The 22,862-nt window shown below is 71.3% G+C and carries 17 protein-coding genes; 7 read left to right on the top strand and 10 right to left on the bottom strand.

Annotation, left to right across the window (positions count from 1 at the left end; all coding sequences use genetic code 11):
* Window positions 1-26: 26 nt before the first annotated feature.
* The 3 genes from ACFWRV_RS08005 to ACFWRV_RS07995 all read right to left on the bottom strand — a co-directional run bounded on the left by ACFWRV_RS08005 (window position 27) and on the right by ACFWRV_RS07995 (window position 3,404).
* Window positions 27-869, bottom strand: a complete 843-nt coding sequence (locus tag ACFWRV_RS08005; RefSeq protein ID WP_384329911.1) for an ABC transporter permease — start codon at window positions 867-869, stop codon at window positions 27-29.
* Between the two features lie 169 nt (window positions 870-1,038).
* Window positions 1,039-2,022: an ABC transporter ATP-binding protein gene (locus tag ACFWRV_RS08000; RefSeq protein ID WP_384330345.1), complete on the bottom strand. Its 984-nt coding sequence runs from the start codon at window positions 2,020-2,022 to the stop codon at window positions 1,039-1,041.
* Between the two features lie 116 nt (window positions 2,023-2,138).
* Window positions 2,139-3,404 carry an NYN domain-containing protein gene (locus tag ACFWRV_RS07995; RefSeq protein WP_384329908.1) on the bottom strand — a complete coding sequence of 422 codons (1,266 nt, stop codon included), beginning with the start codon at window positions 3,402-3,404 and terminating at the stop codon, window positions 2,139-2,141.
* Window positions 3,405-3,729: 325 nt separating this feature from the next.
* Here ACFWRV_RS07995 and ACFWRV_RS07990 point away from each other — a divergent pair, with 325 nt between their 5' ends.
* The gene (locus ACFWRV_RS07990) at window positions 3,730-3,909 is read left to right on the top strand and encodes a hypothetical protein (protein WP_018957500.1); all 180 of its coding nucleotides are present in this window, start codon (window positions 3,730-3,732) and stop codon (window positions 3,907-3,909) included.
* Window positions 3,910-4,004: 95 nt separating this feature from the next.
* Here ACFWRV_RS07990 and dnaE read toward each other — a convergent pair whose 3' ends face one another.
* Window positions 4,005-7,541: a DNA polymerase III subunit alpha gene (gene dnaE / locus ACFWRV_RS07985; protein WP_384329905.1), complete on the bottom strand. Its 3,537-nt coding sequence runs from the start codon at window positions 7,539-7,541 to the stop codon at window positions 4,005-4,007.
* A gap of 214 nt (window positions 7,542-7,755) precedes the next feature.
* On the opposite strand from dnaE, the gene ACFWRV_RS07980 reads away from it, so the two are divergent.
* The 4 genes from ACFWRV_RS07980 (at window position 7,756) to ACFWRV_RS07965 (ending at window position 12,575) form a co-directional block, all read left to right on the top strand.
* Window positions 7,756-9,093, top strand: a complete 1,338-nt coding sequence (locus ACFWRV_RS07980; RefSeq protein WP_384329902.1) for a DUF2252 domain-containing protein — start codon at window positions 7,756-7,758, stop codon at window positions 9,091-9,093.
* 87 nt (window positions 9,094-9,180) lie between these two features.
* Window positions 9,181-9,906 carry a hypothetical protein gene (locus tag ACFWRV_RS07975; RefSeq protein ID WP_384329899.1) on the top strand — a complete coding sequence of 242 codons (726 nt, stop codon included), beginning with the start codon at window positions 9,181-9,183 and terminating at the stop codon, window positions 9,904-9,906.
* Window positions 9,907-9,971: 65 nt separating this feature from the next.
* Window positions 9,972-10,787, top strand: coding sequence for a DsbA family protein (locus ACFWRV_RS07970; RefSeq protein ID WP_384329896.1), 816 nt, complete (start codon window positions 9,972-9,974; stop codon window positions 10,785-10,787).
* A gap of 117 nt (window positions 10,788-10,904) precedes the next feature.
* Entirely contained in the window at window positions 10,905-12,575 is a 1,671-nt protein-coding gene (locus ACFWRV_RS07965) for an alkaline phosphatase D family protein (protein WP_384329893.1), read from the top strand.
* Between the two features lie 15 nt (window positions 12,576-12,590).
* Here the strand turns inward: ACFWRV_RS07965 and ACFWRV_RS07960 are convergent, their stop codons facing one another.
* Complete coding sequence (locus ACFWRV_RS07960) at window positions 12,591-13,169, bottom strand: dienelactone hydrolase family protein (protein WP_384329890.1); 579 nt, start codon at window positions 13,167-13,169, stop codon at window positions 12,591-12,593.
* Window positions 13,170-13,221: 52 nt separating this feature from the next.
* On the opposite strand from ACFWRV_RS07960, the gene ACFWRV_RS07955 reads away from it, so the two are divergent.
* Entirely contained in the window at window positions 13,222-14,376 is a 1,155-nt protein-coding gene (locus ACFWRV_RS07955; protein ID WP_384329887.1) for a mechanosensitive ion channel family protein, read from the top strand.
* 12 nt (window positions 14,377-14,388) lie between these two features.
* Here the strand turns inward: ACFWRV_RS07955 and ACFWRV_RS07950 are convergent, their stop codons facing one another.
* The 5 genes from ACFWRV_RS07950 to ACFWRV_RS07930 form a co-directional block, all read right to left on the bottom strand.
* Window positions 14,389-15,975 (bottom strand): Na+/H+ antiporter, encoded by a 1,587-nt coding sequence (locus tag ACFWRV_RS07950; RefSeq protein WP_384329884.1) that lies wholly within the window; start codon window positions 15,973-15,975, stop codon window positions 14,389-14,391.
* A 132-nt stretch (window positions 15,976-16,107) separates the two neighbouring features.
* Window positions 16,108-16,593 carry a GNAT family N-acetyltransferase gene (locus ACFWRV_RS07945; protein ID WP_384329881.1) on the bottom strand — a complete coding sequence of 162 codons (486 nt, stop codon included), beginning with the start codon at window positions 16,591-16,593 and terminating at the stop codon, window positions 16,108-16,110.
* Window positions 16,590-17,531 carry an RluA family pseudouridine synthase gene (locus tag ACFWRV_RS07940; RefSeq protein WP_384329878.1) on the bottom strand — a complete coding sequence of 314 codons (942 nt, stop codon included), beginning with the start codon at window positions 17,529-17,531 and terminating at the stop codon, window positions 16,590-16,592. Before ACFWRV_RS07940 ends, ACFWRV_RS07945 begins: the two co-directional genes overlap by 4 nt.
* A 49-nt stretch (window positions 17,532-17,580) precedes the next feature.
* Window positions 17,581-18,171 (bottom strand): signal peptidase II, encoded by a 591-nt coding sequence (gene lspA / locus ACFWRV_RS07935; protein WP_384329875.1) that lies wholly within the window; start codon window positions 18,169-18,171, stop codon window positions 17,581-17,583.
* Between the two features lie 59 nt (window positions 18,172-18,230).
* Complete coding sequence (locus ACFWRV_RS07930) at window positions 18,231-18,986, bottom strand: TraR/DksA family transcriptional regulator (RefSeq protein WP_384329872.1); 756 nt, start codon at window positions 18,984-18,986, stop codon at window positions 18,231-18,233.
* 568 nt (window positions 18,987-19,554) lie between these two features.
* Here ACFWRV_RS07930 and ileS point away from each other — a divergent pair.
* Complete coding sequence (gene ileS / locus ACFWRV_RS07925; protein WP_384329869.1) at window positions 19,555-22,698, top strand: isoleucine--tRNA ligase; 3,144 nt, start codon at window positions 19,555-19,557, stop codon at window positions 22,696-22,698.
* Window positions 22,699-22,862 lie beyond the last annotated feature (164 nt).

Below are 22,862 nucleotides of genomic sequence, written 5' to 3'. Positions count from 1 at the left end.
CACCCGTGCTCGTCGGCCCCGGAGGGCTACCGTACGGCGGCCCGCCGGTACGCCCACGTCGCCGCGGCCAGCGAGAGAACCCCGACCGCCGCACAGATCGCGAGGAAGAAGGCGATGAGCCCCCAGTCCGGGCGGGCGTCGAAGGACCGGGCCAGGGCTTCGACCCCGTACGTCGAGGGCAGCAGGTCCCGCGCCCAGCTCACCGGCTCCGGCAGCCGCTCGGCCGGCAGCACCCCGAGCAGCAGGGCGGCGGACATCCCCAGCTGGCCCAGCAGGGTCGCCAACTCGGGGCGGGGGGCGAGCAGCCCGAGGGCCGCGCCGAGACCGGCCAGGGCGGCGCCGGAGAGCGGGACGACGGCCACCAGGACCCACAGATGGGTCATCGGCAGCTGGAACAGCACGCTTCCGGTGATCGCGGTGAAGACCGTGCCGGGCACGGTGAACGAGGCGTACGCGGCGGCCGCCCCGAGCACCACCGCGGCGGGCGGCACCGGCAGCGTGGCGTAGTGGTCGAGCCCGCCGCTCGCCCGCAGCTGCCCGAAGTACTGGGCGAGCAGGTTGAGCGCGACGAACGCGACGACCAGGACGCTGGACCCCGCGACCACGGCGCGGGCCTCCGCGCCACCGTCCACGACCCCTCGCATCAGGATCATGATCCCGACGGACTGGAAGGTCGCCACGAAGAGCAGCGGAATCCGGGCGACGCGCGCCCGGGAGAGCTGGGCGCGGTAGACGGCGGCCAGCGAGGGCAGCAGCCGGGCGCGCGGGGCGAGGGGTGCGGTGAGGGTACGGGCGGGGCCCGTACCGGAGGGACCGGGCGCGGGCCCGACACGCGTCGCCGCGGTCCTGGCCGGAATGATGCTCGTCACCTGCGGCCGCTCCCCTTGGACACATCCACCACGTCAAACACGTGGAACACGCTCATCGCGTCCGGCACGTTCCCCACGTTCAGCCCGTCCAACCCGCTCACCCCGTCCGACCTGTCGAGTACGTCCGCCGCGCCCGGCGCGTTCACGCGTCCCGCGACACGCACGCTCCTCACGCCTTCACCAGCCCCTCGGTCGCATCGCCGGCGTCTCCCCCGAGCGCGAGATAGACATCTTCCAGGCTGGGTGTGGCCAGGGTGAAATCGTCGAGCGCCGCGAAGGCCGCGCCGCCCGTCACCGCGGCGACCGCGGCCCGGGCCTCGTCCGGCCCCAGCCGCAGTACCCAGCGCCGCCCGGACTCCTGGGCGGACGCCCGCAGCGCCGCCACCTCGGGTACGTCCAGCGGTGCCCGCTCGCGCCACACCAGCTCGACGCGCACCTCACCGGCGACCTGTTCCTTGAGCCCGGCGGGGGTGTCGCAGGCGATGACCCGGCCGCGTTCGAGGACGGCGACCCGGTCGAGGACGGTCTCGGCCTCGATCACGTTGTGGGTGACCAGCAGGACCGTGACCCCGTGCTCCGCCCGGCGGCGGTCGACGGCGGCCCAGACGGCACGGCGGGCGACCGGGTCCATGCCGGTGGTCGGTTCGTCGAGGACCAGGACGGGCCGGTCGCCGACCAGGGCGGCGGCGAAGCAGGCGAGCCGGCGCTGACCGCCGGAGAGCTTCTTCAGAGGCCGCCCGGCGATCGCGGTGAGGCCCAGCTCCTCCAGGACGGCGTCGCGCTCGGCGCGGGCGTCCCGGACGGCGAGGCCGCGCAGCCGCCCGGTGGTCTCGGCGGCGAGCGAGACGGTCAGTTCGTCGAGGGCGGTGGATTCCTGCCCGAGGTAGCCGATCAGCCGGGAGGCGCGTTCGGGGTGGCGGACGAGGTCGTGGCCCAGCACCTCGACGCTGCCGGAGTCGGGCCGCATCAGCCCGGTGAGCTGGCGGACCAGCGTGGACTTGCCGGCGCCGTTGGGGCCGAGCAGTCCGAAGATCTCGCCGCGCTCGACGTCCAGGCTGATGCCGTCCGTGGCGTGGACCTCGGGCGTCGCGGGGGCGCCGCGACGGCCCCGGGTCGCGGGATAGGTCTTGACCAGATCGCGCACCGCGCACACGGTGCCGGTGTCGCTCTGCGCCTGTGCTGTGCCCGTACTCACGAGGTATGAGGGTACGGGGTCACGGGCCCCGGTCCGCGTCCGGGGCCACCCCGGGTCGCTTCCCGGGCGGGCGGCTACTCCGCCGCCGGTACGTGCTCGGCGGCGGCCCGCACGTCGATCTCCCGCCAGAAGCCGGCCCGGATCGCGTAGCGGTCGTGCTCGTCGATCTGGTCGTCCTTGTGGGCGAGGAGCCCGAAGCGGGCCGCGTACCGCAGGAGTTCGCCGTCGATCCGGTGCGGGATGCGCGGGTACATGGTGGAGAGTTTCTGCAGGTGGACGGTTTCCGGCAGGCGCTCCATCCAGCGGCGGGCGAAGACCTGGCCCACTTCGAAGGGGTCTCCGCCGACGGTGGTGATGTCCTCCTCCCGGTCCGCCCAGCGCTGTTCGGCGCTGGTGACCTGGGCGAGGGTCGGCAGGGACGCGGTCTCCGCCGGCTCGCCGAGAGGGCCGCCGCGCTCCACCCATCCTCTGTCGGAGGACCAGCGCAGCGTGGCGTTCCCGGGATGGGGCGGGTGCTGGCGGTCCGGGTGGGTGGCGTGGGCGCGCAGCGCGGCCAGGTCCTTGGGGGTCGGCACGCCTTTGTGGCCGGCGGCGGGCGCGCCGGAGTCGGAGGGGGCGGGGGCGCTCTCGGCCGGCTCCGCGGAACTGCCCCGGGCCGCGGCGGCCTGGGCCTCCGAGGCGCGTTCGGCGGAGGCGGCGAGGGCCGCCTCGGGCAGCGGTGCGGAGAGGATCGCGGCGATCTCGGGGCGGGTGGCGGGCTGCGGGGCGCAGGTGCCGCCGGTGTCCTTGGCGCGTACGGCCTTGGTGATCCAGGCCCGGTCGAGGACCCGGCGTTCGTCGGCCTCGGCGACGAGGTCCTCGGACTGGTTGTAGTCGCCGTCGGCGGCCTGCACGGCCCAGAGGTGGACGGCGACCCCGTGTTCCTTGGCGGACATCAGGCCGGGCAGCAGATCGCCGTCGCCGGTCACCAGGACCACGTCGGAGCAGGCCCGGTTCCTGGCCAGTTCGGTGAGCTCGGCGTGCATGGCGGCGTCCACGCCCTTCTGGGCCCAGCGTCCGTCGCTGCGGGTCAGGGCGCCCAGCCGTACGGTCACCCGCGGCATCACGCGGAGCCGGCGGTGCTCGGGCTGGGGCACCCGGTCGGGGGCGCCGTCGAACCAGTAGATGCGGAGCAGGGGCTGCTGCGTGTCGGCCTCGGCCCGCTCGCGCAGCCCCTGGATGAGGGCGGTGTGGTCGACGGTGATGCGGGAACGGGCGGGCTCTCCGGCCAGCAGACTCGCGGCTGCGCCCAGCAAGTAGCCGGCGTCCACCAGGACGACGCAACGGTCCACGCGTTCCACCCTCTTCCAGAATTCGGGAACGGTTCAGCGGCCCGCTCCTCGATGACCGGGTCCGCTTACCCAGGGTTTCCTTCGAGTCTGCCCGACCGCGCGGGGGTTAACGGCCGGAACTGGATCATCGGCGTGGCGGATCCGGAAAGGAAGGGGAAAAGGCAGGAGTGAAGGAGGGCGAAGGAACGGGGAAGGGGCGGGCGGAGGCGGTGGGACGGGGGGCCACCGCGGAAACCACTACGCACGGTAATGATCCAAAATGCGGCGTTTGCGGCGCTATGTGAGTCTGACAGCGGTCCTGGCCCCCCAGGATTCCCCACAGGAGGCATGCATCATGGCCAAGAACAAGAACCGCAAGCAGGGCAGCCAGCACGACCGCGCGTCCGCGTCGGAGCGTAGTGCGGAGCAGGCCAAGTCGACGGCGTACGAGTCGCAGAACCAGCCGCAGGCGCAGGCCCAGGGCAGCCCGTCCGACGTGGCGCGCAAGCATCAGCGACGCTTCGGCCACAACTGACCCGTCGGCCGCTCGCGGTAGAGACAGCCGTTGAAGAAGGCCAGAGGGGCGTCCCGCACCGGCGGGACGCCCCTCTCGTCGTGTCGTGCTCGGGCTCAGCCGGCCAGGCAGGCCGGGCCGAGCAGCACCTTCAGGTCGCCGAAGAGGGCCGAGTCGGCCTTGACCCGGTGCCGGTCGAGCCGGAGCACCGTGGTCTTGCGGGGGCCCTGGAGCTTGATGCGCACCTCGGTGTCGCCCCGGTGGTGGCTGAGCACCTCGCCGAGCCGGGTGACCATGGGCGGGGTGATCTTCACCGTGGGGATGGTGAGGACGACGGGCGCGTTGGTCCCGGCGTTGGAGATGTCGGGGACCTGCATCTCCATGGCGACCAGCCGGGGCACGTCCTCGCGCTTGTCGAGCCGTCCCTTGACGAAGACGACGGTGTCCTCGACGAGCTGGGTGGAGACCAGCTGGTAGGTGGCGGGGAAGAACATGCACTCGATGGAGCCCGCCAGGTCCTCCACGGTGGCGATGGCCCAGGCGTTGCCCTGCTTGGTCATCTTGCGCTGGAGGCCGGAGATGATGCCGCCGACGGTGACGATGGCGCCGTCCCCGTAGTCACCGCCCATGAGCTGGGAGATCGAGGAGTCGGCCTTGTCGGACAGCACGTGCTCCAGGCCGAACAGCGGGTGGTCGGAGACGTACAGGCCGAGCATCTCCCGTTCCTGGGCGAGCAGGTAGGCCTTCTCCCACTCGACGTCGGAGAACTCCACGTCGAGTCCGAAGCCCGGCTCGCCGCTCTCCTCCTCGCCGCCGCCGAAGAGGTCGAACTGCCCCTCGGCCTCCTTGCGCTTGACCTGGACCACGTTGTCGATCATCGGCTCGTGGTGGGCGACGAGGCCCTTGCGGGTGTGCCCCATCTCGTCGAAGGCTCCGGCCTTGATCAGCGATTCGACGGTGCGCTTGTTGCAGACGACCGCCTCGACCTTGTCGAGGAAGTCGGGGAAGGTGCTGTACTTCCCCTTCGCCTTGCGGGACCGGATGATCGAGTCCACGACGTTCTGGCCTACGTTGCGGATGGCGGTCAGGCCGAAGAGGATCACGTCGTCGCCCTGGGCGGCGAAGTTGGACAGCGACTCGTTGACGTTCGGCGGGAGCACCTTGATGCGCATGCGGCGGCACTCGTTGAGGTAGACCGCGGACTTGTCCTTGTCGTCCTTGACCGAGGTCAGCAGAGCCGCCATGTACTCGGCGGGGTAGTTGGCCTTGAGGTAGGCGGTCCAGTAGGTGACCAGGCCGTAGGCCGAGGAGTGCGCCTTGTTGAACGCGTATCCGGCGAAGGGCACCAGGACGTCCCACAGCGCCTTGATCGCCGCGTCGGAGAAGCCCTTCTCCTTGGCGCCCTTCTCGAAGAGGACGAAGTTCTTCGCCAGCTCCTCGGGCTTCTTCTTGCCCATCACGCGGCGCAGGATGTCGGCCTCGCCGAGCGAGTACCCGGCGACGATCTGGGCGGCCTTCTGGACCTGCTCCTGGTAGACGATCAGGCCGTAGGTGAGGCCGAGGACCTCCTTGAGGGGCTCCTCCAGCTCCGGGTGGATCGGGGTGATCTCTTGGCGGCCGTTCTTGCGCTCCGCGTAGTTCGTGTGCGAGTTCATGCCCATCGGGCCCGGCCGGTAGAGGGCCGAGACGGCGGAGATGTCCTCGAAGTTGTCGGGCTGCATCTGACGGAGCAGGGAGCGCATCGGCCCGCCGTCGAACTGGAAGACGCCGAGCGTGTCGCCGCGGCAGAGCAGTTCGTACGTCTTGGGGTCGTCCAGCGGCAGGGAGAGCATCTCCAGGTCGATGCCCTTGTTGGACTTCACCATCTTGATGGCGTCGTCCATGATCGTCAGGTTGCGCAGGCCGAGGAAGTCCATCTTCAGCAGGCCGAGCGACTCGCACTGCGGGTAGTCCCACTGCGTGATGGTGACGCCGTCGGTGTGCCGGACCCAGACGGGCGCGTGGTCGACGATCGGTTCGCTGGACATGATGACGCCGGCGGCGTGCACGCCCATCTGCCGGACCAGGCCCTCGACGCCCTTGGCGGTGTCGATGACCTTCTTGACGTCCGGTTCGCTCTCGTACATGCCCCGGATCTCGCCCGCCTCGCTGTAGCGCGGGTGCTTGGGGTCGGTGATGCCGTTGAGGTCGATGCCCTTGCCGAGGACGTCGGCGGGCATCGCCTTGGTGAGCCGGTCGCCCATCGCGTACGGGTAGCCCAGCACGCGGGCGGAGTCCTTGATGGCGTTCTTGGCCTTGATCTTGCCGTAGGTGCCGATCATGGCGACCTTGTCGGCGCCGTACTTCTCGGTGACGTACCGGATCACCTCGACGCGCCGGCGCTCGTCGAAGTCGATGTCGACATCGGGCATGGAGACGCGCTCGGGGTTGAGGAACCGCTCGAAGATCAGCCCGTGCTCGATCGGGTCGAGGTCGGTGATGCCCATGGCGTACGCCACGATCGAACCGGCCGCGGAGCCACGGCCGGGGCCGACCGCGATGCCGTTGTTCTTGGCCCACATGATGAAGTCGGCGACGACCAGGAAGTACCCCGGGAACCCCATCTGGATGATGATGTCCATCTCGTACTCGACCTGCTTCTGCCGGTCGTCGGGGACACCGTTCGGGAAGCGGCGGGCCATGCCGACCCGGACCTCCTCCTGGAACCAGGTGACCTCCGTGAAGCCGTCCGGGATCTCGAACTTCGGCATGAGGTTCTTCGCCTCGAACATGCCGGAGGTGTCGATCTGCTCGGCGACCAGGAGGGTGTTGGCGCACCCCTGCTGCCAGGCGTCGGAGGAGTCGACGGCGTACATCTCGTCCGTCGTCTTGAGGTAGTAACCGGTGCCGTCGAAGCGGAAGCGGTCGGGGTCCGAGAGGTTCTTGCCGGTCTGGATGCAGAGCAGGGCGTCGTGGGCGGTGGCCTCGTGGGCGTACGTGTAATGGGAGTCGTTCGTCACGAGCGGCGGGATGTCGAGCTTCTTGCCGATCTCCAGCAGCCCGTCGCGGACCCGGCGCTCGATCTCGATGCCGTGGTCCATCAGCTCCAGGAAGTACTTGTCCGCCCCGAAGATGTCCTTGTAGTCGGAGGCCGCCTGGACGGCCTCGTCGAACTGGCCGAGCCGCAGCCGGGTCTGCACCTCGCCGGAGGGGCAGCCGGTGGAGGCGATGAGGCCCTCGGACCACTGGGAGATGGTCTCCTTGTCCATCCGGGGCCACTTCTGGAGCCAGCCCTCGGCGTACGCGTCGGAGGAGAGCCGGAAGAGGTTGTGCAGCCCGGTCTTGTTGGACGCCCAGATCGTCTTGTGGGTGTAACCACCGGAACCGGACACGTCGTCGCGCTTCTGGTGCGGCTGTCCCCACTGCACCTTGCGCTTGTGCTTGCGCGACTCCGGGGCGACGTACGCCTCGATGCCGATGATCGGCGTGACGTTCGCCTTCTTCGCCGAATGGAAGAAGTCGTAGGCCCCGTGGAGGTTGCCGTGGTCGGTCATCGCGATGTGCGTCATGCCCATCTCGTTGGCCGCTTCGAACATGTCCTTGAGCCGCGCCGCACCGTCCAGCAGCGAGTACTGGGTGTGAACGTGCAGGTGCGTGAAGGGCGGCTTGGTCACGGCGTCGGGCCTCCGGGAAGTCGGGCGATGACGGACGGGGGGACAGCGTGGAAGTCTACGACGTGACGGAGTCGGACGACGGGCACTCCCGGCTTCCGCCGAGCGTTGGAGAAGGCGGGAGACGTGTCCGATTTGTCATGCACTCGGTCATGACTCGATCATGTGGACCCACGGTTCGGCCAGACACGCCAGCTACAGCAGGAGGCAGTAAGAGATGTCGGAAACGCAGACCGGCGCAGCGCAGCGCGGGGAGCAGATTCTCGCCGTTTTCGACACCGCCTTCGGGGAGTTGCTGGCCGCCGATCCGGCCGCCTTCCGGGTCAAGTTCCGCAAGATGGCGGGCTCGGCCTTCGCGTTCTACCGGGGCACGGCCTGCCTGTTCTACAGCGACCTGGAGCGCGAGCGGCACGGCGGCCCGTTCCTGGACGAGCGCACCGGCCGGGTGTGGATCCACGGTGATCTGCACGCGGAGAACTTCGGCACCTACATGGACGCCAACGGCCGCCTCGTCTTCAACGTCAACGACTTCGACGAGGCGTACGTGGGCCCCTTCACCTGGGACCTGAAGCGCTTCGCCGCCTCCGTGGCGCTGATCGGCTACGCGAAGGCGCTGGCCGACGAGCAGATCACCGAGCTGGTCCGGATCTTCGCGGCGTCCTACCGCGAGCGGATCCGCGCCCTGGCGACGGGCGCGAAGAACGACGAGGTGCCGCCGTTCACGCTGGACACCGCGGACGGCCCGCTGCTGGGCGCGCTGCGCGCCGCCCGTTCGCGCACCCGGTTCTCGCTGCTGGACTCGATGACGGTGATCCGGGACTTCGAGCGCCGGTTCGCCGACGGCGGCGGTGCGATCGACCTGGACGCGGCGACGCGCTACAAGGTGCTGGCCGCGTTCGACGGCTATCTGGAGACGCTGCCGGAGTCGAGCCTGACCCGGCCGGACTCCTACCGGGTCAAGGACGTGGTGGGCCGCCGGGGCATCGGCATCGGCTCCGCCGGGCTCCCCTCGTACAACATCCTTCTGGAGGGCAACAGCGACGCCCTGGAGAACGATGTGGTGATCTACCTCAAGCAGGCGCAGACCCCGGCCGTCTCCCGGCACATCACGGACGCCGCCGTGCGGGAGTACTTCCAGCACGAGGGGCACCGCACGGTGATCTCGCAGCGCGCGCTCCAGGCGCACGCGGACCCGTGGCTGGGCTGGACCGAGCTGGACGGGGCCGGACAGCTCGTCGCCGAGGTCTCGCCGTACGCGGTCGACCTGGACTGGTCCGACATCGACGAGGTGGACGAGATCGCGGCGGTCGTCGCGGATCTGGGCCGGGCAACGGCCACGATGCACGCGGCCGCCGACGACGAGAGCGGCCACTCGCTGGTGCCGTTCTCCACGGAGCGGGCGATCGACGCGGCCATCGCGGCCGACGAGGAGGGCTTCGCGCCACTGCTGGTCGACTTCGCCCACAGCTACGGGGCGCGGGCCCGCGCGGACCACCAGATCTTCGTGGACCTCTTCCGCAACGGCAAGATCCCCGGGCTGCGGGGCCCCGCGTGAGCGGCCGGCGGTCCAGGGCCCTCGCCGGGAGGACTCTCAGCCTCTTTTAAGGCCCGTTTACCTCGGCGCATGACACACTTTCCGGCGATGGACATCTCAGGGACGCAGCTCAGGGCCGCGCGCGCGGCGGTCTTCACCGCGCTCGTCGTCACCCTGTCCACGGCGTCCCATGTGCTGCTCTCCCGGGTTCCGCTGCCGCTCACCGCGGTCGCGCTGCTGGCCGCCGCCGTCTTCGCGGTGGCGTACGCGCTGGCCGGCCGGGAGCGCGGCTTCGGGGCGATCGCGGGGCTGCTGGTCCCGCTGGAGCTGGCCGCCGACACGCTGTTCACCACGGGCCAGCATCTCTGTTACGGGGCGGCCGGTGGCCCGGTCGCGGGCACGCTGCGCGCGGTGGGCTTCGACGTCCTGTGCGGCGGCGAGGTCGGCACGGGCGGGGCCCGGATCGCGGGCGTCGGTGCGGTGGGCACCCCGCTGGCCGACGTGGCCGGTGCGGGCGACCGCGCGGCGGCGCTCCTCGCTCAGCCCGGTCCCGCGGTGCCGTGGCTGCTCCTCGTCGCCCATGTGGCGGTCGGGCTGCTCGCCGCGGCCTGGCTGCGGCGCGGCGAGGCGGCCCTCGCGGGGCTGCTGCGCGCGGCGGCCCTGCTGGCGTTCAGGCCGCTGCTGACCGCGGTCGCCGTGGTGCGCGCCGGTGTCCGGGCGGCTGCCCGCCGCTCCCGGCCCGCCGGGCGTCCGCACCCGCCGCTGACCGCCCGCTTCCTCGTGCACTGTGTGGGACGCAGGGGCCCGCCGCTCGCGCTGTACGCCGCTGCCTGAGGGCCCGGCGACGCGACGACGGCAGGACCGCCCACTCCCCACACACGTATCCACGGAGAACGATCATGAGCAAGCGCAACACCCAGGCGAACAAGGCAGCGGCCCGCGATCGGCTGCGCGCCGAGCGCGAGCGCCAGGCGAAGAAGGACAAGACCCGCAAGCAGCTCGTCGTCGCGGGCTCGGTCGTCGCGGCCCTCGCCGTGGTCGGCGGCATCAGCTTCGGCGTGATGCAGCTGAACAAGCCTGACGCCTGGGAGGCGGCTGCCGACGCCAAGAACGTCACCGCGCCGAAGAACACCTCGGGCGCCGACGGCACCACCGTGGTGGTCGGCAAGTCGAGCGCGAAGAAGACCCTGGAGCTGTACGAGGACTCGCGCTGCCCGGTCTGCGCCACGTTCGAGCAGGGCGTCGGCGAGACCGTCTCGAAGGACGTCGAGGCCGGCAAGTACAAGGTCAAGTACATCGGCGCGACCTTCATCGACAACACCGACAACGGCGAGGGCTCCAAGAACGCCCTGAGCGCGCTCGGTGCGGCGCTGGACGTGAGTCCCGAGGCGTTCCTGGAGTACAAGGCCGCGCTGTACTCGGCGAAGTTCCACCCCGAGGAGAGCGACGACAAGTTCGCCAAGGACAGCTACCTCATCGAGGTCGCGGACTCGGTCGACGCGCTGAAGGGGAACGCGGCGTTCCAGAAGGCCGTGGAGGACGGCACGTACGACGCCTGGGCGATGAAGATGTCCAAGACGTTCGACAAGAGCGGTGTGCAGGGCACGCCGACGGTGAAGATGGACGACAAGAAGATCACGGCCGAGGGCAGCGAGAACGCCCCCATGACGGCCGACGAGTTCACGAAGGCCATCGACAAGGCGCTCAAGGCGTAACGCCTCCGCGTCCCCGGGGCCCGGCGGGCCACGGGCCGGCGACCGTTTCCCGACGGGCGGGCGAACTTCCTCTGTTCGCCCGCCCGTTCGCCGTACGCGCCCGTAGGGTGATCGGCCGTGACCAGTCGACACCCTCTCCCGCCGAGCCGCCGCACCGTCGTGCGGGCCGCCGCCGCGACCGCCGCCGCCGTCCCCGTGCTCGCCACCGCGTCCGTCACCTCCGCGACGCCCGCCCGGGCCGCCGGGGCGCCCGCCTTCCTGCACGGCCTCGCCTCCGGCGACCCGCTGCCCGACGGCGTCCTGCTGTGGACCCGCGTCACCCCCGAGCCCGGCGCGGAGCCCGGATCGGGGCTCGGTGCGGACACCCCCGTGCGCTGGGAGGTGGCGGAGGACCGGGAGTTCGCCCGGATATCGGCGACCGGCACGACGCTCGCCTCGGCCGCCTCCGACCACACCGTCAAGGCCGACGTACGAGGACTGCGGCCCGCCACGTCGTACTACTTCCGCTTCACGGCGGGCGAGGGCCCCGGGGCCGGCGTGGTCTCCCCCGTCGGCCGCACCCGCACCGCGCCCGCGGCCGACGCCGCCGTGCCCGGCATCCGGCTCGGCGTGGTGTCCTGCGCCAACTGGGAAGCGGGCTGGTTCTCCGCGTACCGGCATCTCGCCGCCCGGCCCGACCTCGACGCGGTCCTGCACCTGGGCGACTACCTCTACGAGTACGGGACCGGCGCGTACCCGGCGCGGGACACGGCGCTGCGCCCGCACCGGCCCGCCCACGAGATCCTCAGCCTCGCCGACTACCGCACCCGGCACGGGAACTACAAGACCGACACCGACCTCCAGGCGCTGCACGCGGCCCACCCGGTGATCGCGATCTGGGACGACCACGAGTTCGCCAACGACGCCTGGTCGGGCGGCGCGGAGAACCACACCCCGGGTGCGGAGGGGCTCTGGGAGCGGCGGGTGGCGGCGGCCAAGCAGGCGTACTTCGAGTGGATGCCGGTCCGCGCCTCGACCGAGGGGACCGTCTACCGGCGGCTCCGTTTCGGGCGGCTTGCCGAGCTCCATCTGCTGGATCTGCGCAGCTTCCGCTCCGCGCAGGCGTCGGTCGGCAGCGGCGCGGTGGACGACCCGGAGCGCACGGTCACCGGCCGGGCCCAGCTGGACTGGCTGAAGGCGGGGCTGGCCGGGTCGGACGCGGCCTGGAAGCTGGTCGGCACGTCGGTGATGATCTCCCCGGTGGCCTTCGGGGCGCTCCCCGCGCATCTGCTGGAGCCGCTGGCGGGTCTGCTGGGCCTGCCGAAGGAGGGCCTGGCGGTCAACGTCGACCAGTGGGACGGCTACACCGACGACCGCAAGGAGCTGATCGCCCATCTGCGGGACCGGTCCATCGCCGACACGGTGTTCCTGACCGGCGACATCCACATGGCCTGGGCCAACGACGTGCCCGTGCGGGCGGCCACGTATCCGCTGTCGGCCTCGGCCGCGACGGAGTTCGTGGTCACGTCGGTGACCTCGGACAACCTCGACGACATCCTGCGAGTCGCGCCGGGGACCGTGTCACTGGTCGCGGCGGCTGCCGTGCGGGCGGCCAACCGCCATGTGAAGTGGGTGGACATGGACGCGCACGGCTACGGGGTGCTGGACGTCACCGCCGAGCGGGCCCAGATGGACTACTACGCGATCTCCGACCGGACGGACCGCGACGCCACCTCCGCCTGGACCCGCTCCTACCGCACCCGCCGGGGCGCCCAGCGCGTCGAGCGGGCCGACCGCCCGGTGCGCTGAGCCGGGCCGTCCGCTCTACAGGGTGGCGAGGAAGCCGAGCGCGACCTTCCAGGTCTGCTCGGCGGCCGCCTGGTCGTAGTCGTGCAGATCGGGGTCGGTGAACAGGTGCCCGGCCCCGGGATAGCGGTAGACCTCCACGTCGGCGCCCGTCCGCTGCATCTGGAGGTACCAGCTGTTCAGCCAGTCGTGGGACTCGAAGGGGTCCGGGTCCGCGACGTGCAGCTGGACGGGGAGCTCTTCCACCGTGGCGCTCTCGGCGATGTCCGAGGTGCCGTGGAACAGCAGCAGCCCCCGGGCCTTCGCGTCGCCGAGCGCCAGGGTCTGCGCGGTGGCCGCGCCGAGGGAGAAGCCGGCGTAGACGAGCCCCTGGTCGGAGTAGGGCGCGGCGGCCAGCACGGCGCGCTTCAGCAGCTCGTCCTTGCCGACCTCGTCCTTGAAGGCCATGCCCTCTTCCACCGTGTCAAAGGTGTGCCCCTCGAACAGATCGGGCACGCGCACCTCATGGCCGGCGTCCCTGAGGCGCGCGGCCGCGGCGTGCACGGCGGGCGTGAGCCCGTACGTCGAGTGGAAAAGCATGATGTTCATGGGGCCCATGGTGCCATCGCGCACCCTCTGAGGGCCGCTCAACGGCTGGGAGGACGAAGGAATGGAGAGCGTGCTGCGCCCGCTGATCGTCATCGGCGGTTCCGTGGTGATCACCCTGCTGGTCGGCTGGCTGGTCGACCTGTTGCTGCGGCGGGCCGACAGCCGTCACCACGAGACCCCGCTGTGGGGGCTGCTGCGGCGCTGCCGGCTTCCGTTGCAGGTGGTGATCATCACGGCGCTGCTGCGCGGGAGCTACCGCCAGACGAAGATCGACTGGGTGGGGGAGCACCGGGCCGGGATCGGCCAGGTGCTGACCCTGGTGCTGATCGGCGCGTCGGCCTGGCTGGTGGTACGGATCGCGGCGACGGTCGTGGAGGCCAGTTACGCCCGGTACGCGACGGCCACCCGCGACCCGGCCCGGGTCCGCCGGGTCCGTACGCAGGTGACGCTGATCCAGCGGGTCGTCATGGCGGTCGTGACGGTGGTCGCGATCGCGGCGATGCTGCTGACGTTCCCGCCGATGCGGGCCGTCGGCACGTCGATGCTCGCCTCGGCCGGTGTGCTCGGCATCGTCGCGGGCGTCGCCGCCCAGTCGACGCTGGGCAACCTCTTCGCCGGGCTCCAGATCGCGTTCGGCGACATGGTGCGGATCGGGGACACCGTGGTCGTGGACGGTGAGTGGGGCACGATCGACGAGATCACCCTGACGTTCCTGGCGGTACGGACCTGGGACGAGCGGCGGATCACGATGCCGGTCTCGTACTTCACCAGCCAGCCGTTCGAGAACTGGTCGCGCGGCGGGGTGCAGATGACCGGCACGGTCTTCTTCCACCTCGACCACTCCGCCCCGGTCGCCGCGATGCGGGAGAAGCTGCGGGACCTCCTCGGGGACATCGCCGCGTGGGACGGCCGGGACTGGTCGCTGGCGGTCACGGACACCACGCCGTCGACGATCGAGGTGCGGGCGGTGGTCACGGCGAAGGACGCGGACGACATCTGGACGGTGCGCTGCGCGGTGCGCGAGCAGCTGATCGGCTGGCTCCGCGATCACCATCCGTACGCGCTGCCGCGGGTCACCACCGCGCCCGCGGCGCTGCCGCCCGGCGAGCAGTGGGCGGAGCTGACGGGCGCGGCGGGCGGCCGGGCGGGCCGCAACGGAACGGCGCACCCCGCCGACCGGGACGACTCCAAGGCCCCGCGCACGGGTCGCGGCTGAAGGCCGCGGGGTTCAGCGCAGCGAGCGGAAGTCCAGATACCGCAGCACCCGGTCCACGACCTCCGGGTCGGAGCCGGGTTCGCTGCGGGCGGAGAGCACCTCGTGGCGGGCGGCCGACATCATCTCGCGCTGGACCCGGCTGATCGCCTTGAAGCGTTTCGCGCGCTGGGCGTAGGCCTCGCGCCGCTCCTCGTCGACCATGTCGGGGCTGATCCGGGCCCCGATGTCGTACGCGGCGCGCTGGAGCCGTTCCACGACCTCCTCGGGGAAGTCCTCGACCTCCTGGATCTCCTTGAGGCGGTACTTGGCGGCCTTGGCGGCCCGGATCGCGAGGTCCCGCTCCAGGGCTTCCTCGGCGGCGGTGTCGGCCCGGACGTTCAGCCTGCGGACCAGCCAGGGCAGGGTGAGCCCCTGGAAGACCAGGGTGGCCATGATCACGGCGAACGCGATGAAGATGATCTCGTCGCGACCGGGGAAGGGCTGCCCGTCGTCGGTCTCCAGCGGGATCGCCAGCGCCAGGGCGACGGAGGCCACCCCGCGCATCCCGGCCCACCACATCACGACGGTCTCCCGCCAGCTGGTGGGAAGCTCCTCGCTGACGTCCCGACGGGTGTGCAGCCGCTTGGCCAGCCAGGTCGCGGGCAGCAGCCACAGCAGCCGTACGCCGACGACGACCGCGACGATCGCGAGCCCCCAGCCGACCATCTCCAGGGCGTGCCCGTCGGCGGTGCCGAACACGGTGTGCAGCTCCAGGCCGATCAGTCCGAAGGCGACGCCGGTGACCAGGGTGTCGACGATGTCCCAGAAGGTACGCCCGGTGAGCCTGCCCAGCACGTCGTCGGCGTCGGCGGTGTGCTCGGCGAGGAACAGCGCGACGGTCAGGACGGCCAGCACCCCGGAGCCCATCAGCTCCTCCGCGAGGACGTACGCGACGAAGGGCACCAGCAGGGTCAGGCCGACCTGGAGGGTGGCGTCGCCGAGCAGGCCCATCAGCTTGATGGTGAGCCAGCCGAGCGCGAGGCCGACGACCACCGCGACGACGGCGGAGAGGACCAGCAGCCCGAAGGCCTCGGGGAGCGAGAAGGTGCCGCTGACGGCGGCGGCGATGGCCACGTGGTAGAGCACGATGGCCGTCACGTCGTTGAAGAGGCCCTCGCCCTCCAGGATCGACACCAGCCGGCGCGGCAGCCCCACGGAACCCGCGACGGCCGTCGCCGCGACCGGGTCGGGCGGGGCGACGAGCGCGCCGAGCGCGACGGCCGCGGCGATCGGCAGCCCCGGCACGATCGAGTTGGCGACCGCGGCGACGGCGGCCGTGGTGACGAAGACGAGGGCCACGGCCAGCAGGAGGATGGGGCGTCTGTTGGCGGCGAACTGCCGCCAGGACGTGCGCTGCACGGTGGCGTAGAGCAGCGGCGGAAGCAGCGCGGGAAGGATGATCTCCGGCGGGATGTCCACGTTCGGCACGAACGGCATGAACGCCATCGCGATGCCCGCGAGGGTCATCAGCACCGGCGCGGGCAGCCCCAGCCGGTCTCCGAGCGGCACCGTGACCACGGCTCCGAGCAGCAGGAGGAGCAGCAGGGACATCTGTTCCACGAGGGGCCTTCCGGAGCGTGCGGGTCCGGCAGGTCACGAGCGGCCGACCAGGGCTCCACCCTGCCACGCGCGGTGTACGTTTCGGCCGATACCCCCCGGGGTTCGGCCGCTGCACGCGCGCGTATCCGGCGCTCAGGCCGGGCGGATGTCCCGTCGCATGGCCCGGTGGGGCATGCCCGCGTCGGGGAACTCGGGGCCGTACGCGACGTATCCGAGCCGCTCATAGAAGCCGAGGGCGTGCGTCTGCGCGTGCAGGTCGACAGCGGCCAGGCCCAGCTTCCGCGCCTCGTCCTCGATGGCCACGACGAGGGCCGCGCCGACGCCGAGGCCACGGGCCTCCCGGCTCACGGCGAGCCGGCCCAGCGAGCCGACGGTGAGGTCGCCGCCGGTCTTCCCGGCCGCGTCCGCGCCGTGCAGCAGCCGTCCCGTGCCGAGCGCGGTGCCGTCCGCGGCGACGGCCAGGACATGCACCGCGGTCGCGTCGTAGGTGTCGTACTCCAGCTCCTCGGGCACGTTCTGCTCCCCGACGAAGACGTCCTTGCGGACCTGGAAGCACGCCTGGAGGTCGCTCTCCTCGACGGCCCTGCGGGTGCTGTACGCGGTGGGCACGGCGGTCACTGGCTCTCCGCGGAGATGGTGTCGAGGGCGTGCTGGAGGTCGGCCGGGTAGGTGGAGGAGAACTCCACCCAGCTCCCGTCGGCCGGGTGCTCGAAGCCCAGGCGCACGGCGTGCAGCCACTGGCGGGTCAGCCCGAGGCGCTTGGCCAGCGTCGGGTCCGCGCCGTAGGTGAGGTCGCCGACGCAGGGGTGGCGGTGTGCGGACATGTGGACCCGGATCTGGTGGGTGCGGCCGGTCTCCAGCTTGATGTCGAGCAGGCTGGCGGCGCGGTAGGCCTCGATCAGGTCGTAGTGGGTCACCGACGGCTTGCCCTCGGCGGTGACCGCCCACTTGTAGTCGTGGTTGGGGTGGCGCCCGATGGGGGCGTCGATGGTGCCGCTCATCGGGTCCGGGTGGCCCTGGACGAGGGCGTGGTACTTCTTGTCGACAACCCGGTCGCGGAACTGGGCCTTGAGCAGGGTGTAGGCGCGCTCGGACTTGGCGACGACCATCAGGCCGGAGGTGCCGACGTCGAGGCGGTGCACGATGCCCTGGCGCTCGGCGGCGCCGGACGTGGAGATCCGGTAGCCGGCCGCGGCGAGGCCGCCGATGACGGTGGTGCCGGTCCAGCCGGGGCTGGGGTGGGCGGCGACGCCGACCGGCTTCATGATGACGACGATGTCCTCGTCGTCGTGGACGATCTCCATGCCCTCGACGGGCTCGGCGACGATCTGGACGGGGGCGGGCGCCCCCGGCATCTCGACCTCCAGCCAGGCGCCGCCGTGGACCCGCTCGGACTTCCCGGCCACCGAACCGTCCACCTGGACCTTCCCGGCGGCGGCCAGCTCGGCGGCCTTGGTGCGGGAGAAACCGAACATCCGGGAGATGGCGGCGTCGACGCGCTCGCCCTCCAGGCCGTCCGGTACGGGCAGGGTGCGGATCTCGGGGTGCGTACTCACCTGTCGAGTATGCCTTGCGCCGAAGGCTCCCCGCGCAGCCCGGCCTCGGTCAGTCCTTGTGCACGGTCCCGTCGGGGTCCAGGCCCTTGAAGGAGAGGATCACGATCAGGATGCCGCCGCACACGATGGCGGAGTCGGCGAGGTTGAAGACGGCGAAGTGCTTGGGGGCGATGAAGTCCACCACCGCGCCCTCGAACACGCCGGGCGCCCGGAAGAGGCGGTCGGTGAGGTTGCCGAGCGCACCGCCCAGGAGCAGACCCAGGGCGATGGCCCACGGCAGGCTGTAGAGCTTGCGGGCCAGCCGGACGATGACCACGATCACACCGGCGGCGATGATGGTGAAGATCACCGTGAACGCCTCGCCGAACCCGAACGCGGCGCCCGCGTTCCGGATCGCCCGGAACTGCAGCCAGTCCCCGATGACGTCGATCGGCGGCTGGTGCTCCAGCTTCGCGACCACGATCATCTTCGTGACCAGGTCCAGCAGATAGGCCACGACGGCCACGCTCAGGAGAACGAGGACCTTCCGCTTGCCCCGGCCGGCGTTCACGGCGGCGTCGGCGGCCGTGCTGCCGCCTTCGTCCGTGCCCTCGGCCTCGGGATTTTCCGGCGTACCGATGATGCGCTCCGCCTCTGCCACGTGAGTCCCTCAACCCTAGGTGCCTGCCTTCGGATGAGGGTACGACACACCTGTGCGGATCAGCCGCGCCGCTCCTGCTTCTGCTTGTCCTCGACGCAGAGGGTGGCCCGGGGGAAGGCCTGCATCCGCGCCTTGCCGATCGGCTTGCCGCAGATCTCGCACAGCCCGTACGTCCCCGCCTCCAGCCGGGCGAGCGCCCGCTCGGTCTGCTCCAGCATCTCCTGGGCGTTGGCGGCGAGCGACAGCTCGTGCTCGCGGGTGATGTTCTTGGTGCCTGTGTCGGCCTCGTCGTCGCCCGCGCCGTCGCCGGAGTCCCGCATCAGCCCGGCCAGGGCCGCGCCGGAGGCCTCCAGCTCGCTGCGGAGCCGCAGGATCTCGCTGGTGAGCAGGGTGCGCGCCTCGGTGACCTCCTCGGGCGTCCAGGGGTCCTCCCCGGGCCGGACGGCCAGCTCGTCGGGGGCGGCGGCGCGGGCGGTCGGCACGGGGGCCGTGGCCTGTGCGCCTGCTGCGGAACGACGCGCGCTCTTCTTGGCTACCACCGTGTGGGCTCCCGTCTGATCGGCGGCCCGGGCCGCCTCCGTGGCCGCCGCTGCGGCCTTTTTCGCGGTCTTCTTGGCGGTGCTCTTCTTGGCGGCGGGCTTGTCGCCGGCCGCCGTCTTCCTGGCCGTGGTCTTCTTGGCCGCGGCCTTCTTCGCCGACTTCTTCGCGGCCTTTTTCGCTGTCTTCTTCGCCGTCGCCTTCTCGGCCCCGGCCGGTGGCTCGTGGGTACCGTCGTGCTCGGCCGCGGTCTCTTCCGCCGTCTTCTTCGCCACCATGGCCGCGGCCCCTTCACACATTGTGATCTTGCTCGCGAATCGTGCTGGGACGATAAATCGACTCCAGCCCCGCGGCAACGGGGCACGCCGCCCTCTCGCCCCTCCCCCGCGTCCGGTCGTGGCGCGCCTGCCTCCGTTGTTCCCAGCTCCCCGCCCGGTAATCCGGCCCCCGGGCCCCGCCGGGAAGTCCTTCTGCCCCGTCCCGCCACTCGGGTCACGCCCCCGCGCCCCCGATAAACCGGTCGGCCGTCGCCCGTACGGGCCCGTACACTGGGCCCCAGCGAGAGGCGTGGATGGGACGAGTAGCGTCGTACGCAGCCAGCAGCGACCCGGGGACGGTGGGAGCCCGGGGGCGAGCGCGTCGTGAAGATCACCCCGGAGCCGCCGGAAGAAAGCCTTGGACCTGTGGGGTGCCGCCCCCGGGCCCGAGGCCTCTAGACCCGGCATCGCGACCCCAATGAGGGGGCCACGGGCACGCGCCCGAGGCCAAGGAGGGTGGTACCGCGGGAGCCCAGACGCTCTCGTCCCTCCGACGGAAGTGGAAGACATCCGCCGGAGGAAGCCGCACATGACATCGCCGCAGTACCGCCAGGTACCCGCCCAGGTCGACCTGCCCGCCCTGGAGCACGCCGTGCTCGACTTCTGGCGCGAGAGCAAGGTCTTCGCCAAGAGCCTCGACCAGTCCGAGGGCCGCCCCGAGTGGGTCTTCTACGAGGGCCCGCCCACCGCCAACGGCATGCCGGGCGCCCACCACATCGAGGCCCGCGTCTTCAAGGACGTCTTCCCCCGCTTCCGCACCATGCAGGGCTACCACGTCGGCCGCAAGGCCGGCTGGGACTGCCACGGCCTGCCGGTCGAGCTCGCGGTGGAGAAGGAGCTGGGCTTCAACGGCAAGAAGGACATCGAGGCGTTCGGCATCGCCGAGTTCAACGCCAAGTGCCGTGCGTCGGTGACCCGGCACACCGACGCGTTCGCCGAGCTGACGACCCGCATGGGCTACTGGGTCGACCTGGACGACGCGTACCGCACGATGGACCCGGAGTACGTGGACTCCGTGTGGTGGTCGCTGAAGGAGATCTTCGACAAGGACCTGCTGGTGCAGGACCACCGGGTGGCCCCCTGGTGCCCCCGCTGCGGCACGGGCCTCTCCGACCACGAGCTGGCCCAGGGCTACGAGACGGTCGTCGACCCCTCGGTCTTCGTCCGCTTCCCCCTGACCTCCGGTCCGCTGGCGGGCGAGGCGGCCCTCCTGGTCTGGACGACCACCCCCTGGACCCTGGTCTCCAACACGGCGGTCGCCGCGCACCCCGAGGTCCGCTACGTCGTCGCGACGAACGGCGAGGAGAAGCTCGTCGTCGCCGAACCGCTCCTGGAGAAGGCCCTCGGCGAGGGCTGGGAGACGACCGGCCGGTCGTTCACCGGCGCCGAGATGGAGCGCTGGACCTACGAGCGCCCCTTCGCGCTGGTCGACTTCCCGGCGGAAGCCCACTACGTGGTGAACGCCGAGTACGTGACGACCGAGGACGGTACGGGTCTGGTCCACCAGTCCCCGGCGTTCGGCGCCGACGACCTCGCGGTCTGCCGTGCGTACGGCCTCCCGGTGGTCAACCCGGTCCGCCCGGACGGCACGTTCGAAGAGAATCTGCCCCTGATCGGCGGCGTCTTCTTCAAGAAGGCCGACGAGACGCTCACCGCGGACCTGGACGCGCGCGGCAAGCTCTTCCGCCATGTCCCGTACGAGCACAGCTACCCGCACTGCTGGCGCTGCCACACGGCGCTGCTCTACTACGCGCAGCCGTCCTGGTACATCCGTACGACCGCGATCAAGGACAGGCTCCTCCAGGAGAACGAGAAGACCAACTGGTTCCCGGAGTCGGTCAAGAACGGCCGCTTCGGCGACTGGCTGAACAACAACGTCGACTGGGCGCTGTCCCGTAACCGCTACTGGGGCACGCCGCTGCCGATCTGGCGCTGCGAGGACGACCACCTGACCTGCGTGGGCTCGCGAGCGGAGCTGACCGGACTGACCGGCGCCGACCAGTCGTCGCTCGACCCCCACCGCCCCTTCATCGACGAGATCACCTTCACCTGCACGCACGAGAGCTGCCAACTGGAGGCGTACCGCGTCCCGGAGGTCATCGACGCCTGGTACGACTCGGGTTCCATGCCGTTCGCGCAGTGGGGCTACCCGTACAAGAACAAGGAGATCTTCGAGAGCCGCTACCCGGCGCAGTTCATCTCGGAGGCCATCGACCAGACCCGCGGCTGGTTCTACACGATGATGGCGGTCGGCACCCTGGTCTTCGACAAGTCGTCCTACGAGAACGTGGTCTGCCTGGGCCACATCCTCGCCGAGGACGGCCGCAAGATGTCCAAGCACCTGGGCAACATCCTCCAGCCGATCCCGCTGATGGACCAGCACGGGGCGGACGCGGTGCGGTGGTTCATGGCGGCGGGCGGCTCCCCGTGGGCGGCGCGGCGCGTGGGCCACGGCACGATCCAGGAGGTCGTCCGCAAGACGCTCCTCACCTACTGGAACACGGTCGCCTTCCAGGCCCTCTACGCGCGCACCTCGTCCTGGGCCCCCTCCGAGGCCGACCCGGCACCGGCCGACCGCACGGTCCTGGACCGCTGGCTGCTGAGCGAACTCAACGCGCTCGTGGACCAGATGACGGTGGCCATGGAGAGCTACGACACCCAGCGCGCCGGCAAGCTGCTCTCGGCGTTCGTGGACGACCTCTCCAACTGGTACGTACGCCGCTCGCGCCGCCGCTTCTGGCAGGGCGACAAGGCGGCGCTGCGCACGCTGCACGAGGTGGTCGAGACGGTGACGCGGCTGATGGCTCCGCTGGTCCCGTTCATCACGGAGCGGGTCTGGCAGGACCTGATCGTTCCGGTGACGCCGGACGCCCCGGAGTCGGTCCACCTCTCCACCTGGCCGAAGCCGGACCTGACGGCGATCGACCCGGCCCTCTCGACCCGGATGGCGCTGGTGCGCCGCCTGGTGGAGCTGGGCCGGGCGACGCGCGCCGAGTCGGGCGTGAAGACGCGCCAGCCGCTGTCGCGCGCGCTGGTGGCGGCGAGCGGCTTCGAGTCCCTCTCCCCCGACCTGCGCGCCCAGATCACGGAAGAGCTGAACGTCTCGTCCCTGGCCTCGCTCTCCGAGGTGGGCGGCTCCCTGGTCGACACGACGGCGAAGGCGAACTTCCGGGCGCTGGGCAAGCGGTTCGGCAAGGGCGTGCAGGCGGTGGCCAAGGCGGTGGCGAACGCGGACGCGGCGGCGCTCTCCCTCGCCCTGCGCGAGGGCACGGCGTCGGTGGAGGTGGAGGGCGAGCAGATCACCCTCTCCCCCGACGAGGTCATCATCACGGAGACCCCGCGCGAGGGCTGGTCGGTGGCCTCGGACTCGGGCGCGACGGTCGCCCTGGACCTGGAGATCACCCCGGAGCTGCGCCGCGCGGGCCTGGCCCGTGACGCGATCCGCCTGATCCAGGAGGCCCGCAAGAACAGCGGCCTGGACGTGGCGGACCGCATCGCCGTCCGCTGGACCTCGACGTCCCCCGCGACGGTGGAGGCCCTCACGGAGCACGCCCCTCTCATCTCCGAGGAGGTGCTCGCCCTGGACTACGCGGAGGGCGAGGCGGACGCGACGTACGGCGAGACGTTCGAGGACGAGGGCCTGGCCCTGAACTTCCGCCTGCGCAAGCAGTAGCGGTAGCCCGCAGGACCAGAGGGGCCCGCCGGAACGGATTCCGGCGGGCCCTTCCGCGTACCCTCTCAGGGGCTCCGCCCCCGGACCCCGCGCCTCAATCGCCGGCGAGGCTATCTATAGCGCGGGGAGGGGAACAGCCCGCCGCAGGCGCCCCGCCCGCACCG

The organism is Streptomyces sp. NPDC058576 (assembly GCF_042718715.1).
In the GTDB taxonomy this organism is placed as follows: Bacteria; Actinomycetota; Actinomycetes; order Streptomycetales; family Streptomycetaceae; genus Streptomyces.
Note: the sequence above shows the minus strand (reverse complement) of the source record. Positions and strands in the feature narration are given on the sequence as shown.